Annotated in this window: 10 protein-coding genes; 2 read left to right on the forward strand and 8 right to left on the reverse strand. The window is 55.9% G+C overall.

Features of this window, described 5'->3' with window-relative positions:
* The first annotated feature begins 29 nt into the window (after positions 1–29).
* A complete protein-coding gene (locus tag PCH01S_RS17440) occupies positions 30–584 on the forward strand; it encodes an RNA polymerase sigma factor (protein ID WP_042231247.1) in 555 nt (184 codons plus the stop codon).
* 702 nt (positions 585–1,286) lie between these two features.
* On the opposite strand, the gene PCH01S_RS17455 is transcribed toward PCH01S_RS17440, so the two are convergent.
* The 7 genes from PCH01S_RS17455 to PCH01S_RS17485 form a co-directional block, all read right to left on the reverse strand.
* Entirely contained in the window at positions 1,287–1,547 is a 261-nt protein-coding gene (locus PCH01S_RS17455) for a hypothetical protein (RefSeq protein WP_042231250.1), read from the reverse strand.
* A gap of 90 nt (positions 1,548–1,637) precedes the next feature.
* Positions 1,638–3,005 (reverse strand): sodium-dependent transporter, encoded by a 1,368-nt coding sequence (locus tag PCH01S_RS17460; protein WP_042231251.1) that lies wholly within the window; start codon positions 3,003–3,005, stop codon positions 1,638–1,640.
* Between the two features lie 191 nt (positions 3,006–3,196).
* Positions 3,197–4,078, reverse strand: coding sequence for an ABC transporter ATP-binding protein (locus PCH01S_RS17465; protein ID WP_042231252.1), 882 nt, complete (start codon positions 4,076–4,078; stop codon positions 3,197–3,199).
* 182 nt (positions 4,079–4,260) lie between these two features.
* Positions 4,261–5,316 carry a FecCD family ABC transporter permease gene (locus PCH01S_RS17470; RefSeq protein ID WP_042231253.1) on the reverse strand — a complete coding sequence of 352 codons (1,056 nt, stop codon included), beginning with the start codon at positions 5,314–5,316 and terminating at the stop codon, positions 4,261–4,263.
* Complete coding sequence (locus tag PCH01S_RS17475) at positions 5,313–6,320, reverse strand: FecCD family ABC transporter permease (RefSeq protein ID WP_042231254.1); 1,008 nt, start codon at positions 6,318–6,320, stop codon at positions 5,313–5,315. The genes PCH01S_RS17470 and PCH01S_RS17475 overlap by 4 nt, the downstream gene beginning before the upstream one ends.
* 226 nt (positions 6,321–6,546) lie before the next feature.
* Positions 6,547–7,434: an ROK family protein gene (locus tag PCH01S_RS17480; RefSeq protein WP_042231257.1), complete on the reverse strand. Its 888-nt coding sequence runs from the start codon at positions 7,432–7,434 to the stop codon at positions 6,547–6,549.
* Between the two features lie 133 nt (positions 7,435–7,567).
* Complete coding sequence (locus PCH01S_RS17485) at positions 7,568–10,060, reverse strand: S1C family serine protease (RefSeq protein WP_042231258.1); 2,493 nt, start codon at positions 10,058–10,060, stop codon at positions 7,568–7,570.
* 198 nt (positions 10,061–10,258) lie between these two features.
* On the opposite strand from PCH01S_RS17485, the gene PCH01S_RS17490 reads away from it, so the two are divergent.
* Positions 10,259–10,636 (forward strand): LysM peptidoglycan-binding domain-containing protein, encoded by a 378-nt coding sequence (locus tag PCH01S_RS17490; protein ID WP_042231259.1) that lies wholly within the window; start codon positions 10,259–10,261, stop codon positions 10,634–10,636.
* Between the two features lie 71 nt (positions 10,637–10,707).
* Here PCH01S_RS17490 and PCH01S_RS17495 read toward each other — a convergent pair whose 3' ends face one another.
* Complete coding sequence (locus PCH01S_RS17495) at positions 10,708–14,961, reverse strand: S-layer homology domain-containing protein (protein WP_042231260.1); 4,254 nt, start codon at positions 14,959–14,961, stop codon at positions 10,708–10,710.
* Positions 14,962–15,033: the final 72 nt, after the last annotated feature.

The following is a 15,033-nucleotide window of genomic DNA, read 5'->3' on the forward strand; positions in this document are numbered from 1 at the left end:
TTTTTTTAAAATATGTGGAGGAGGTTATTTTGAAAACATTAAACCATTCGATATTCCCCTTAGATTTCCGAAATCTAAATCCTGACTCTCAAAGATCAATAATTAATGCTTTTTATGAATTAGCATATCAAAATGCGATATTAATTTTAAAAGATAGATCTTTAGCGGAAGATGCCGCACATGATACGCTAATAAAAGTTCTTGAATGTGGTCCTAATTTAAAACACGATCATAATATTAAATCTTGGATCAGGCAGGTAGCCCGGAATGCAGCATACGACATAATAAGGAAAAATAAAAAATATGATTATTCACTGCGCCATGAAAAGGTGATAAATAACCTCCACAGCCAATCCACTGAAGAATTTGTGGAAATTTTATTAAGAAATGAATGCTTATTAAAGAATATAGATGAACTTCGAGACGATTATCGAGTTTTGATCAAAATGCGTTACATGGATGAAATGCCTTATAAAATAATAGCAGGAAAATTAAATATTTCAGAGTCAGTTCTGAGCAAACGTGTAGAAAGAGCAAAAAAACAACTTATTAGTTTATTTATTCATGACTGGGAGCCTCTCTAAACCTTAAATTTTATATTCATACTTCCAAAAGTCCCGCCTCGTCCGGATTGATTGATGTAGGACACATACGGAAGACTTACGATATAGATGTTAAACACCGGGCCTTCGCCATGTTCCTGGAAGCTGGACTTGGCTACAAAACGGTAGCCAAGAGATTAATGAAAGAATGGAAAGAAGATGGAGGGAACTGCAAAGGGGACAAGAGAAAAGCGGCGTCAAACATAGCCGCTGATGAATGAGCTGTGGATTGGAAGCCACAACAACCTGGAGCTTGCGCTGGAAACGGTACACGCAGCCGTACACAAACGCCGAGTAACAAATCTGTTGCTCCACAGTGACCAGGGCTTTCAATATCCCCATAAGCAGTACCATGCCTTATTGAAGCGCAAGAGGATGGAAGCAAGCATGTCACGTAATGGAGGATATTGGGATAGCGCCTGTATCGAGGTTTTTGGACACTTCAGTCGAATGTCTCCGACTCCACACTTTTTTGAACGAAGGCCAGCTGATAATTTACATCTCATTTAACGTCCGCTTGCTTCCAACTTATCCTGGCACAAAAGAACGGACGAACTAAAAATCTTACAAGAAAAACAGCCCCAAAGGTTCAACATACCCGTTTATCGCATAAAAAAAGCCCCCTTCCTCTCAGTCTGGACTGAAAGGAAAGGAGCCGCCTGAACCTGACGGGGCAGGAAAGCTTCAGGAACGCGTGCCGTTGTGCAGGTCTTCGATCTCCTGCCGCAGACCGTTTTCGACTTCCTCGAATGCGGGCTGGTTAAAGCTCAGCGAAGCGTTCTCCACAGCGCGCTCGGCACGCTGGATGGCCCGTTCCGCTTGCTCTTCAAGCTGGGCTGTCGGATGAGACAGCGCTTGGGAGACGGCGTTGTGGACCTTTTCCACCGAATTTTGCGCCTGAGAAATCGGGTTTTGCGACTGCAAACTGGAATCGCGCTCGGTCATGATGGAAGCCTCCTTCATCTCGATAGGAATTTCAGACTCCTATAGGATGGGGCAATCCGGCCGTGTTTATGCTACCAGGCTGTTTGCGGACTAAGAAATGATTCCAACCGAGTACAAGAAAATAAGGACGATCAGCGGCGGAATCACGATGCGGAGCAGGAACACCCACACCCGCAGCAGTGTGCCTTTGAGTCCGGCTTCTTCCATGGCGCGTTTCGAGGCGTACGCGATAAAGAGCGTAACGACCAGGCCGCCGATAGGAAGCAGAATGTTCGAGGTGACGAAGTCCAAGGAATCGAACACCGTTTTGCCGCCGATTTTGAAATTGCTCAGAACACCGCCGACCGACAAGGCCGAAGGCACACCGACGATAAAACAAACCGCGGTCGTCCAGGACGTCGCCTTAAGCCGCGACCATTTCCAGCGGTCCATCGCAAAGGCGACCGGCACTTCCAGCAGCGACAGAATCGACGTGAAAGCGGCGATGGCCAGCAGGATAAAGAACAGGCCGCCGAAGGCCGCGCCCAAAGGCATCGAAGAGAACGCCGCAGGCAGCACGACGAAGACAAGTCCGGGCCCTTGAGCCGGCTCCAGGCCGAACGAGAACGTAGTCGGGAATACGATGAGGCCCGCGATAAGGGCATACAGCAGATTGCCCCCCGTAACCGCAACGGTCGCTTTGCCCAGAGACTGCTCTTTCTTCACGTAGGAGCCGTACGTAATCATGACGCCCATCCCGACCGACATCGAGAAGAAAGCTTGCCCCAGGGCAACGAGCGCGGACTCGCCCGTCAGCTTGCTGAAATCCGGCTTCAGGAAAAATTCGATGCCCGCTCCGGCTCCCGGAAGCGTCAAGGCACGCGCCATCAGAATGAGCAGCACGACCGCAAGCGCGGGAATAAGCACCTTGTTGAATTTTTCGATACCACCGGATACTCCTCTCGCAATTACCCAGCCGGAAAGCCCCAGAATAAGGAACTGCCAGGCTATCGGGCTGTACCCGGAGGTAAAGGTTTGAAACTGAACGGCGTAATCCGTTCCTTTGTACAAAGCCCCCGTAAAGGAGCTAAGCGCATAATGCAGCGTCCAGCCCGCAATAACGGAATAAAAAGACGTGATCATAAAGGAACCGAACACTCCGAGAAAACCGAAGAAGCTCCAGCGTTTGGAACCTGACAAATTAAGAAAAGAGGTGGAGGCGTTCCCCCGTCCCGCGCGTCCTATGGCCATCTCGGCCAGTAAGACCGGCATGCCGACGATAATGAGACAGATAATGAACAGCAGCACAAAAGCCGCTCCGCCGTATATCCCCGTTATATAAGGAAATTTCCAAAGGTTGCCGAGGCCGATCGCACTCCCGATCGCCGACATGATGAAGCCGAGGGAAGAGAAACGTTCCCCGCTCTTTTCACCGGCTGCAGGGCCTGAAGCTCCCCCGTTTAAATCTTGTTTGCTCATGCTTTCACCTGCTTGTGTAGTCTAGGATGTTAACGGTCTGTCTAAACAGAGGTTTATTCTATCGGAAAGGCGAGTGTGTGTCCAGTTATTATTGACCTATGTTCAATAAATCACTATAAGTTCTCTAGGACTACAGCGGCGCAACAAAAAACGGCCGCCCTCAAGGGGCCGCCGCGTTACGATCGATTCAATTAAACCGGCAAAGGCGTCGGTTCGGACAACGGGGAATCCGGAGACGAGGCCGATTTGGCGTTAACGAAGTTCACCATCTCCTCGCAGCCCGGAAGTCTCCGTCCTTTACCGAAAGGCACGCACGTAGGCGTTCCGAAAATAGGATCGCGGACGAGGCGGCAGTTCAGCCCGAACACGTGGCGCACCAGTTCCTCCGTTACGATTTCCTCGGGCTTGCCCGCGGCGTAGACCTTCTTGTCGCAAATAGCGACGATGTGGTGCGCATAACGGCAGGCCAGGTTGAGGTCGTGGAGAACCATGACGATCGTCGTGTTCTCCTTCTCGTTGAGTTCCCACAGGAGATCGAGAATTTCGATCTGATGCGTCATGTCGAGATAGGTCGTCGGCTCATCGAGCAGGATCGTGTTGGTTCCCTGCGCGAGAGTCATGGCGATCCATGCCCGCTGCCTCTGTCCGCCCGACAGCGAATCCACTTGACGTTCGGCCAGCGGAGCCATCCCCGTCGCTTCCAACGCCTTGGTGACTGCATCCTCGTCTTCCCGGGTCCACTGCTTCAGCCAGTTCTGGTGCGGATAGCGTCCCTGCTTCACGAGTTCAAAGACAGTCATCCCTTCAGGAGCGGTAGGACCTTGCGGCAGAATCGCCATCTGACGGGCCACTTCCTTGGTGGACTGCTTCGCGATTTCCTGGCCGTTCAGCAGCACGGCACCGTTCTTGGGCTTCATCAGCCGGGCCATGGAGCGCAGCAGCGTCGATTTACCGCAGCCGTTGCAGCCGATCAACACGGTAATCTGACCTTTCGGAATCTCCAGATCGAGATCCTCGATAATATCCGTTTGATTGTAAGAAAGCGTCAGCGACTTGGTTTCGATCCCATACATGCGCTCAATCTCCTTTGCCAAGAAAAGTGGTGTTCATCCAGATGACGAGAGGCGGCTAATCATTCCAGGCGGCAGTCGGCGCCGCATATCCACCCGTGTGATAGGACTGTCCGCCGCCAATGCGGATGACAGCAGCCGTCTCTGGGCGCAGCGCCTTCCTATCTATATACCGGATCGCTCATTTATGTGTTCCGGGATTTGTACAAGAGGTAAATAAAATACGGGGCACCGACGCAGGCCGTAAAAATCCCGGCCGGATAATCGTGCGGCGGAAACGCCGTGCGGCCGATATAATCGGATACCAGCACGACCAGGGCGCCGAACAGCCCCGACGCCGGCAGCAAAGCGCCGTACGCGCTGCCGACAAGCCGCCGCGCCATATGCGGCGCGATCAGCCCGACGAAGGTGATGCCCCCGCCGAAGGCTACGGCCGAACCGGCTAAGGCGGTGCTGAGCAGAATCAGCACGACGCGCTGGCGGTTCACCCGGCTGCCCACGCTGGTGGCGACCGAATCGCCCAGCGCCTGCACGTTGAGGCTGCGAGCCATGTACGCGAGAATCGGAATCAGCACCGCCAGCCATAAGGCCAGCGCTCCGACATGGCTCCAATTCGAGCCGTACACGCTCCCCACCTTCCAGGTAACGGCCTGGGTAGTCAGTACCGGCGGGGCGAGCAGGATCAGCATCGTGTTCACCGCGGACAAAGAAGCCGCGATTCCGATGCCGATCAGCACGAGCCTTACCGGCGGCAGCCCGTTCTTCCAGGCCAGAGCCATGATGATCAGCGCCGTCAGCGAGGCGCCGACGAAGGCCGCAAGCGGCAGCCATTGGGCCTGGGAAAGGAACGTGCTGCCCGTGCCGGTCGTCATCACGATGAAGGCGACGACGAACACGCCTGCACCATCGGTGATGCCGATGATGTCCGGGGACGCCAGCGGATTGCGGCTGACGCCCTGCAGGATCGCTCCGGCCATAGCCAGCGCCGCCCCTACCATGACCGCCACGAGAACCCGCGGCAGCCGGAACGTGTGAATGACGAGCGCATCCTGCGGCGTGCCCATCCCAAACAGCGTGCGGAGCACCTGCAGCGGGCTGATTTTGATCTCTCCCGTGCCCGTCGAGACGAGCATGAGGAGGCAGAGCAGAACCGCGAGAATCGCGGTGACGAGCAAGGCCCGTTTATCCAGTACGAATGAAATGGACGGCCATTTTAGACGAATATGTTTGTAGCGGCTCATGAGGAAGTCTTAAACCCCCTCCGCGCGATATAGACGAAAAACGGCGTTCCGATAAAGGCCGTCATCACACCGACGGGAACTTCCTGCGGCATGATGATAAAACGCGAAAGCGTATCGGCCGCCACCAGCAGCAGCGCGCCGCAGATTCCCGCGTACGGGATGACCCAGCGGTGATCGAAGCCGACGAGTGACCGGACGAGGTGCGGCACGATAATGCCAACGAATCCGATCGGGCCCGCCACGGCGACGGAGCCTCCCGCCAGGAAGACAACGACGACGGCCGCGATCAGCTTGATGTAGACCGTGCGCTGCCCCAGACCGACGGCCACGTCCTCACCCATCATCAGGACGTTGATCTGGCTGGACAGCAGCAGAGCGACGAGCCAGGCTGCGCCCAGATAAGGCAGCACCGGTAGCAGAATATCCAGCTTACGCCCCTCGACCGATCCGGCCAGCCAGTACAGGACGTCCTGTATGCGCGTCTCGTTGGAGAGCAGCACGCCCTGCGTCAGCGAATTGGCCAAGGCGGCGACCGCCGCGCCGGCAAGCGTCAGCTTCATGGGAGTGAGCCCTTCCCGGCCGACGGAGCCGAGCATGTACACGACCGCCGAAGCGATGGCCGCGCCCAGAAAGGCGATCCACGCCAGCGTGGACAGCGAGCTGACCGACAGCAGGGACATCGCGATCACGATGAGCAGGCCCGCTCCCGCATTAATGCCGAGAAGCCCCGGCGAAGCGAGCGGATTCTTCGTAAGCGCCTGCATGAGCACGCCCGCAATAGCGAGGCTCGAACCGACGGCGGCCGCGATCAGCGCCCTCGGCATCCGCGCTTCGCGGATAATCAGATGCTCATTGGAGCCGTTGAAAGCACGGTAGGCATCCCAGGCGGTATGCCAGCTGGTGCCCGTATATCCGTAAACGATGCTGCATCCCATAGCGATTATAAGCAGAGCGGCACCGGTCAGAAGTCCTATAGTTTTGAGAGTGTTCGTTCTTAGAGGCAAATCGGCAAACCCCTTTTGCGAGTACCGGGCATACCGGACAAACCCTATACGCCCTATCCCTATTCTCCCTTTAGTGTAAGATACGCCCGGCCCATTGTCAATGAAGTTGATAATCATTATCACAGACAAACGTGACAAAATCCGGGACGTTTATACTTATTCTTATCTAAGAAAAAATACCCACCCTCCCGGGTTCGGGAGAATGGGTACGGCCCTGACGGACCCGCTATCGGATTTCCGATCCGAGCGCGCGGGCGGCCAGCGCCAGAGCGCCGCAGATTCCGGCGTTGTCGCCGAGCTGCGGGTATACGACGTAGTCGGCGATCCCCGCCATAACTTCCTCTTTCTGAACGTAGCCGTTCAGAAGCTCCTGAAGGCGGACGTGGATCAGCGGAAACAGCTGCTGCTGTTTCATCACGCCTCCGCCCATGATGATCTTCTCCGGCGACAGGATCAGGATGTAGCTCATGAGCGCCTGGGCCAGGTAATCGGCTTCGAGTTCCCAGGCTTTGTGGTCCGTGCCCAGCTCGGTTCCCTTCACTCCCCAGCGCGCCTCGATGGCGGGGCCTGCCGCCAGTCCTTCCAGGCAGTCTTTATGGTAAGGACATTTTCCCACATAAGTGTCTTCGGCATTGCGCCGCACGAAAATGTGACCCATTTCCGGATGCGTGAGCCCGTGAACGAGCTTGCCGCCTACGACCGCTCCGGCACCGATGCCGGTTCCCACCGTGATATAAAGACAGCTCTCCAGCCCTTTGGCCGCGCCCCAGGTCGCTTCCCCGAGCGCCGCCCCGTTCACGTCCGTATCGAACTCCATCGGTACGTCGAAATGCTTTTTCAATTCACCCAAAATGTTATAGTTGCCCCAATGAGGCTTGGGGGTCGTTGTAATATAGCCGTAGGTCGGGCTCTTCTTATTCGGATCTACCGGCCCGAACGAACCCACGCCGAGCGCTTCGATTCCTTTGCCCTCGAAGAAAGCGCGGACGCTGCCCATCGTTTCTTCCGGCGTGGTTGTCGGGAAGCTTGCCCGCTCCAGCACCGTTCCGTCTTCATTGCCTATCGCACAGACAAATTTGGTTCCGCCTGCTTCAATTGCTCCTAATGTACGCATCTGCTGTGTCCTCTCCTCTTCCGGTTACGAAAACAGACGGGCAGGAGAACGCGTCTCCCGGCCGTCTGTCCTGTTAAGCCCATTGTAAGAGATGCTGAATGGACATGCAATCGTTCCAGTCACACAAATCCGACTATTTTCCGAAAACCATCGACCGGACGGCCTTGTTCAACCGCTCGGCATTCGCTTCGGTATGCACCGCGTCATTCAGCCTTGTCGTAATCACGTAGACTTTGCCGTTTCTGGAAAGCACATACTCCGTTTCCTCGTAGCCGACTTTTTTTACCGAGTAATGAACGGTAAATTTGCGGACTGTCGTACCCAGTAGGCTGACGTCCTCCGCTTTGACCTTGTAATCCGCATCGGCCTCGGCGCTTTTCTCGTGACCGTCGTTCAGTTCCGCGGCTTTCTCCTGCCAATCGGTTCCTTCCTCCGCGTCTACGGCAAAGTATCCGCCGGTGAAGGTATAGAAGGAAGCGCCGCCTTTTTCGAACTGGGAATCGTCGTAATCTTCCGCATAGTCGCGGGTCCACGTTTCCGGTATTTTCACCGTATATCCGTAGTCCTCGTCGACATAGCGGATTGTCCGGTTTTTGTCCAGAATCTCCTGTTCGTCCTGAATGAAGCCTACGCCGGCGTCCATTTTTTTCACATCCAGCCGAATGGAGGAAATAACGGTTCCGAGCAGCTTGTCGGTCTCGTCGGCCTTCAGTTCTTTCGGATAATGGATCGAAAACTTGTATTTGTAGCCTTCTTTCACTAGGTAAACCCGGTGGATACTTTCCCATTTATCGCCCATTGTAGCTGAAAACGTAACTTCCCGGGACTCCATACCGTCCAGCGTTCCTTGCTTGACTTCCGAAGTTTCCCTGTAGGATGGCGCAAAGGTTTCTTCAAAATCCGTTTTGTCCCGTTTCACCCAGGCATCGAGCGTATCCCCTGTCGTTTGGGAAGTCACTTCGATGGAGATTCCCTGGCTCATGGTGTCGTTCGAATATTGGACATCGTCCCGGTAAGGCGACTCGTTCCATTTATCGGGCAGGGCAAAGGTAAGCCCATATTCGTTCGATACCTCGTCCCCACCGCCGCTTTTCTTCTTGGCAATGTCCTTGAGCTTGGCATCCTGCCGGTCGAAAACGGTCCGGAAGCTGTCCAGCAGATCCCCGTAGCTGTTCGGCCCCGCTTTCGTGCCGTTCTCTTTGTCCTGGCTGTAGGTCAAAGCCAGCGTGTACAGCTTGTCATGGTCCTGATAAAGCCGGATTTGGTAGACCATGCCTCCCAGCTTGCCGGTTACTTTGGCGTACGGCTGCGTGCCGCTCTTTACGTACTGCTTTTCCAGAATGGTGCCCATCTTCAGCTCCCCAACCGTCTTGAGCAGCAGGGCCGGAGAAAGCTCGTCGCCCTGATCTTCGACGGAGACGGACAGCGTAAAGTCGCCTTTGGCGTCGGCAAACCGCACCACCGTGCCGTCCGCGCTCTGGAACTGCTTGATCAGCCCGCTCGGATATTTCATCGACCAGCTCTGGCTGCTGTCTCCGATTTTCGTCTTGCCCCGGTCCGTATTCAGTCCCGTATTGTCGGTATTGTCTGTCTGACGGGCATCCTCGGACTTCTCTTCTCCCAGCGCGACCTCGCGGGTTACTGTCTTTCCTCCCGCCTGCACAGTAAGCTTTACGCTCTGTCCGGGCAAATACTGCTTTAATACCTCGTTGTACTGGACGGTCGTGTCCACCGCCTTGCCGCCGATAGACACCAGGGTATCTCCCTCTTCGATGCCCGCCTTCTCGGCCGGCGATCCCGGTTCCACATGCGAAACCGTCAAGCCGTCATCGGAAGGAAGGCCGACGGCCGCTTCCCAGCTTTCTTCCAGTTTCAGCCCCAGAAACGAGCGTTTCACTTTGCCGTAAGCTTCGAAATGCTTAAGCACGTAATCCACGGTATCCACGGGAATGGCAAACCCGAGATTGTCGACTCCGTACTCCGAGTATTTGAGTGTATTGATGCCGACGACTTCGCCCTTCATGTTCACGAGAGCGCCTCCGCTGTTGCCCGGGTTGATGGCGGCATCCGTCTGGATGAGCCGGTATTGATCGTTCACCGAGCGGTCGATGCCGCTCACGATCCCCACGGTAACGGAGTTTCGCAGCGCGAAGGAAACCGGCGTACCGATGGCGACGACGGTCTCGCCCACGCGGAGGCTTTTCGGATCGGCGAACGATGCCGTCTGAAGGCCGGCCGCTTCAATTTTGACCAGAGCCAGGTCGCTCTGTTCGTCCAGATTGGTCACCTTACCGGTATGAGACTTTCCGTCCGATGTCACGATGACCAGGTTGCTCATGCTTTTCACCACATGCGCGTTGGTCACGATGACCCCGTTCGATTTAATGATCACTCCCGTACCGTGCGCCAGATCGTAGCGGTCTTTATCTGTGCCTTTATCGGCTTTGCCGCCGGTCGGCTTGCCGATGATGGCGACTACGGACGGCGATGTGCGCGCGATAATCTGCGGCAGCTCGTCCGAATCGGCCGCGGCCCGCACAGGCGTGCCGAATCCGAAGCCGGAAGCGGCTGCCAGCACAATTGCCAGCACAATTCCGAACAGCCGGAAGGTATTGCGGTTTAGCATTGGTTGACCCCATTCCCCATGAAAATTTTGGTAATCTATATATTCCGCTTCAAATCTAGCACATTCCTCCCAAGGTCGGCAATGGAATTTTTTCATGTCAAAACATCTCGCGCCGGGCGTTTGCCGGGCACCAAATGCCCACCGGGCACATACAATACGCCAGCGACTATCCGAACTCCGTTTATGGGAGGAACATACATGATTACTTATGTCGTGCAGCCCGGCGACACGCTGTATCTGATCGCAAACCGCTACAATACAACGGTGGAAGCTCTGCTCCGCGCCAACAACTTGTCCACCCCTTATGTCTATGTGGGGCAGACGCTCTATATTCCCGCTCCCGGACCGGTGCCGGGGCCGGAACCTTGGCCTGGCCCGGGGCCGGGTCCTGGGCCGGGACCTGCACCGGGACCGGGACCCGGGCCAGGCTTCGGAAACCTGGAGCAGCGCGTAAACCGGCTGGAACGCGAATTCAACCAGCTTAACCGGGAACTGGACAGACTCACCCGGGAAGTCAACCGGCTCGATCAGCGGCTCGACCGCCTGGAACAGCGGGTTACCAGGCTGGAACGGTAATCCCGCTATTCCTGCAGAAAGCAAAAAAGGACCTTGGAGCCTATTCGTCTCCAAAGTCCTTTTCGTCGTTCTTACGGCGTGTGATGGCCCATAAATTGATAACTTCCTTTGGGGTACACATTCCATTCTCCGTACTTGGAGAACTGCTTCGATCCGGTAGAAACGCCGGACTTTCTAACCAGCGTTCCGCCGTTAGGCAGGAACTGCGCCGTCGAAGAAGGATCTCCGAGCACATCGACGATCTGGCCGTCTTTTTTCAGCACCAAGGCAACCGTGTTCCATTCAGCCGGATTGTAGAACCTGATCCCGTCCTCGTTATAATAGACGGCTGCGGTTAAATCAAAGAAATCGTAAAAGATCGAGTCGATGAAAATATAAGGAACAATAAGCGGTTTGCCCGGCCCCTGATCAAGAAGTGCCTTGCTGATCACGTTCATTTTCCCGGTTTTTTTCATATATTGATGCGCCTCAACGGTATAACCGGTCGGTTTCTTGCCCGGATCCATATCCCCGCTGTAATAGAGCTCAAACGCGATTCGTCCGTCCCCTCCGTCCAAATATTCCGAGAAGAAAATTTGCGGAGCGCCCTGGGCTTCGGCGACGACCCGGAATACGGCCGCTTTGCCTTGAGCCCCGATTACCCATAAATAAGACGTTTCGTTAGCCAGCGAAAGTGTTTTTCCGTTCAATACGGTAGGACCGCTGATGATAGCATCCGGCGTGCCTTTGTACATGCGGAACGAGGTTTCGCCTGGAAACAGGTCGGCCAAATCGTAAGTGAGCGGATCTTTTATGCCCTGTTTGGTTCGGATCGTAACGATTTCGTTGTTGACGAGCTGAGCCGTACGCACGTTAATCTTGAACTCGGCGGTCCCGCCTTTACCGTCGTCTGCCGTCACCGTCACCTGTCCGTCCGTACTTCCCGTGCCCGGGTTCAGCGTTAAGATACTGCCCGATACGGAAGCCGAAACGACAGCCGGAGAGAAACCCGACACCGTATACGACAGAGCATCTCCGTCCGCATCCGCGAAGTACGAAGCAAGATCGAACGTCCGCACATTCGTAACGCCCGGTGTAAGGAGCTGATCGGGGATGTTTTTCACCACCGTCGGCGCGCTGTTCAGATGCTGAACGACACGGATGGCGAATTGCGTGCTCTGATCCCCTTCGACCGGATGATAGACGCTTAGGGTAACCGTAGCCGTTCCTTCGCTTACCGGCGTCATGGTCAGCTTTCTGTCCGACAACAGAACCGTCGCAACAGAAGTGTCGTACGTATTGGCCGTTACCGTGGCAGCCGAATCAAAGCCCGCCAGAAGGGCGGTCAGATCCAGCAGTTTAGGCGCTCCGAGCTCTACCGTCTGATCCGGGATCGTACCCAGCGTATTCGGCATACGCACGTTGACGGTAAAGGTCACGGCGGCCTCGCCGCCCCGTCCGTCTTTAGCGGTAACCCGGAAAGCGGAGGTGCCCACCTGGAGGGCGTGCAGTTTCAGCTTCTGTCCGGCTACCTCCCAGGACGCCGTACCCGGAACCGATGACTGGACTTCATAGGTCAGAGGGTCCTGATCTCCATCCGCAAAAAACTGCGAGAGATCCAGTTCGCCGTCCGCTCTGCCCGTAACGAGGTAAACATCGTCCGGATTCCGGACAGCCTCCGGCGCACGGTTAACAGTTACGGTGTAGGAGGCGCTCACCTCTCCGCCCTTGCCGTCCTTGGCCGTCAGTTTAATCACCGCCTGCCCGCCTTGGAGCGCCGTCAGCAGCAGGGAGTCGCCCTGCCGGACCGCCGCAACGACGGAAGGATCGGATACGGTATATTCGTAAACAAGCGCATCCTGATCCGGATCGGCAAATATTTGCGTCAGGTCCAGAGCGGTATCCGTCTGGCCTACGGCAAGCAGCCTGTCCGTAGGCTGCAGGCTCACAACGGGAGACTGGTTGAAAGGACCGACGTGAACAGTCAGATCCGCAGTGCCTACTCCGCCTTTGCCGTCCTTCGCCCGCAGCTTGATCACGGCTGTTCCAGGCTGGTTGGCCTGGATCGTCAACAGGCCGGTCTGGACACTTCCTGTCGCAACCGACGAATCACCGGACTCGGCTTCGTAAGTGAGCGTGTCCCCATCTCCATCCGTGAACAGTTGCGAGAGATCGAGAGGCGAACTCACGGCTCCCGGAGCCAGATGTACGTCAGCCGGATTTTGCGATGCCGCCGGAGGCGTATTTACTGTGAGCTCAAATGTGACCGACGTCTCACCACGAGACCCGTCATGCGCCACGATATCGTTCTGGGCCGTCACCGTTACGGACGTGTGACCGGAGCGGAGAGGGGTCAGACTCAGCTCATCCCCGTTTACCGACACATCCGCGACGGACAGGTCTGACGAGGAAACGGAATAAGTCAAATTCCGCAGCGCTTTGTCGCTGAAATAATCGCTCAGCCGCACAACGCCGGAAGCTCCGTTCAACTGGACAAGCTGATCGGGAACGGTCTGGGCGACGGGCAGCGCATACACGGTCACCTTGATAGAAGCGCTGATTTTATTGCCGTGCTGGTCGTCAATGGACACTTTAATCGTCGCGGTTCCGCTGGCGGCCGGTGTCAAAGTTACCTTATAGCCGCTCATTGACACGCCCGCGATCCTGTTGCTGCTGGAAATGGCGGACATTTTCAGCGTGTCTCCCTCGGGATCTGTAAAGTATGCCGCCAGGTCGATCGAGGCGGGCGTTCCCCTTTCCATAAAGATATAATCGGGGAAAGGAACAGTCTGAACCGGCGCACCGTTGGAGGAACCGGAAGAGGAAGAGCTGCCGGCGCCCCCGGCAGGGGCGGAGCTCGTCGTAACGGCCGAAGGAGATACCCCCTGTCCGAGGGAAACCGACGTCACTTGCGCCGACGGCCCGATCGCCACCTGGGAAGCCGTATTCGTGACTTGCAGCTGTTCAATCGTTCCGGTGCCGTCGATGCTTACGGAAGCGGAACCCGTTACGTTCAGCTGCCGGATCGAAGCGCTTCCTGTAATCTGTGCGGGCTGCGAGCTCTGCACCGTAACCTGCCCGAGCGATCCGTGCAGATCCACCTTGGCGGAACCGTCCGAAAGGGTAAGCTCCGGCACCCGGGCTTCCACGCCGACTTCCACTTGGGCCGAAGACCGGATGTCCATCTGCTGGACGACGGTTTTACCAGAGACCACGATCCGCACATTTTCTTTAAGAACAGTCACGCCGTTCAGCTCGGAATTTTCAAAAACGACCGTATTGTCGTCGCCTCCGGCTACTCTCGTCTGCCCTTTAACTTTGATGCCTTCTGCGTAAAAGTCGTTTTCCAGCCCCTTCGCAACGGTCAAATCGCCGTTGATTTGCAGACCGGTCACGGACAAATAATCATTGGATACGATCAAATCTCCGGGCAGGATAGCCCCGTTCCCATCCAGTACCAGATTGCGGGAGAACTCCTCTTCCCCGTCCCCGGCCGGACTTCCGGATGCGCGCAGTTCAAGTGAACGGATCGCGTCGATCTTGCGGCCGTTCGCATGAAATTTCAGCTTGGCTCTGGAAAGAACCGCCTTGTTCTTCTCCGTAAAAAGGGCCGCCGTCTCTTCGGACAGCTCATATACGACACCGTTCAGTTTGATGTGGCGGGAATCTCTGATTTCCTGGAGAATCATGTCATGTTCGACGGAAAAAAAGGTGGCCAGCAGCATTTCAGCCGCCTCGCCGCGGGAGACGGTGCCTGCCGGGAGAAAAGAGCCTCCGGCAAGCTTCATGGAACCTTGTTCCAGGCTGGCCCGGACGTAAGATTGAGCCCACGGAGCGGTCCGGTCCCAGTCTCCGGGCAGAACAGACACGCTGCCGCCTTCGGGAGAAAGTTCGGCGGCGCGCATCAGCATGGCCGCCATTTCCTGGCGGGTTACGGGAGCTTGAGGGCGGTAGTTCCCCTCTCCGTCGCCTTGGACGATACCGGCCTTGCGGATCGCCTCGATATACGGACTCCCCCAGCCGCTTGCGGAAACATCCTTAAAGGACGAAGACGATGCGTCAAGCGGAAGCTCCAGTGCATGTGTAAGGAGAACCGCCATCTCCACCCTAGTCAGCGGATCTTTCGGACGGAAAGCGTCCGCGGCTCCATCGAAAAGCCCCAATTCGACCGCACGTTGAATACTTTCCAGCGGGTTTCCGGTTATGCCCGAAAGATCGGCAAAGCCGGCTTTCTGGGTTGCGGGAGCGGCGCTTACGGCCGAGCCTCCCGCCGTTCCGGCGGAAGCTGCCAAAGCGCCTGCCATCAATACGGATAAAACCTGTGGAATCTTACGTTTCTTTCTCATCTTTCATCTCCGCTTCAGTTGAATTTTTTACTTGCTGAACGTTCCGGTTCGGATAAAGACCGCTTTAAAATT

Origin of the sequence: Paenibacillus chitinolyticus NBRC 15660, from assembly GCF_000739915.1 — a bacterium.
GTDB classification, from domain to species: domain Bacteria; phylum Bacillota; class Bacilli; order Paenibacillales; family NBRC-103111; genus Paenibacillus_F; species Paenibacillus_F chitinolyticus.

Coding starts and splice junctions, on each gene's coding strand:
- PCH01S_RS17455 (WP_042231250.1), bottom strand. CDS start 1,547: ATGACCGAGCGCGATTCCAGTTTGCAGTCGCAAAACCCGATTTCTCAG.
- PCH01S_RS17460 (WP_042231251.1), bottom strand. CDS start 3,005: ATGAGCAAACAAGATTTAAACGGGGGAGCTTCAGGCCCTGCAGCCGGT.
- PCH01S_RS17465 (WP_042231252.1), bottom strand. CDS start 4,078: ATGTATGGGATCGAAACCAAGTCGCTGACGCTTTCTTACAATCAAACG.
- PCH01S_RS17470 (WP_042231253.1), bottom strand. CDS start 5,316: ATGAGCCGCTACAAACATATTCGTCTAAAATGGCCGTCCATTTCATTC.
- PCH01S_RS17480 (WP_042231257.1), bottom strand. CDS start 7,434: ATGCGTACATTAGGAGCAATTGAAGCAGGCGGAACCAAATTTGTCTGT.
- PCH01S_RS17485 (WP_042231258.1), bottom strand. CDS start 10,060: ATGCTAAACCGCAATACCTTCCGGCTGTTCGGAATTGTGCTGGCAATT.
- PCH01S_RS17490 (WP_042231259.1), top strand. CDS start 10,259: ATGATTACTTATGTCGTGCAGCCCGGCGACACGCTGTATCTGATCGCA.
- PCH01S_RS17495 (WP_042231260.1), bottom strand. CDS start 14,961: ATGAGAAAGAAACGTAAGATTCCACAGGTTTTATCCGTATTGATGGCA.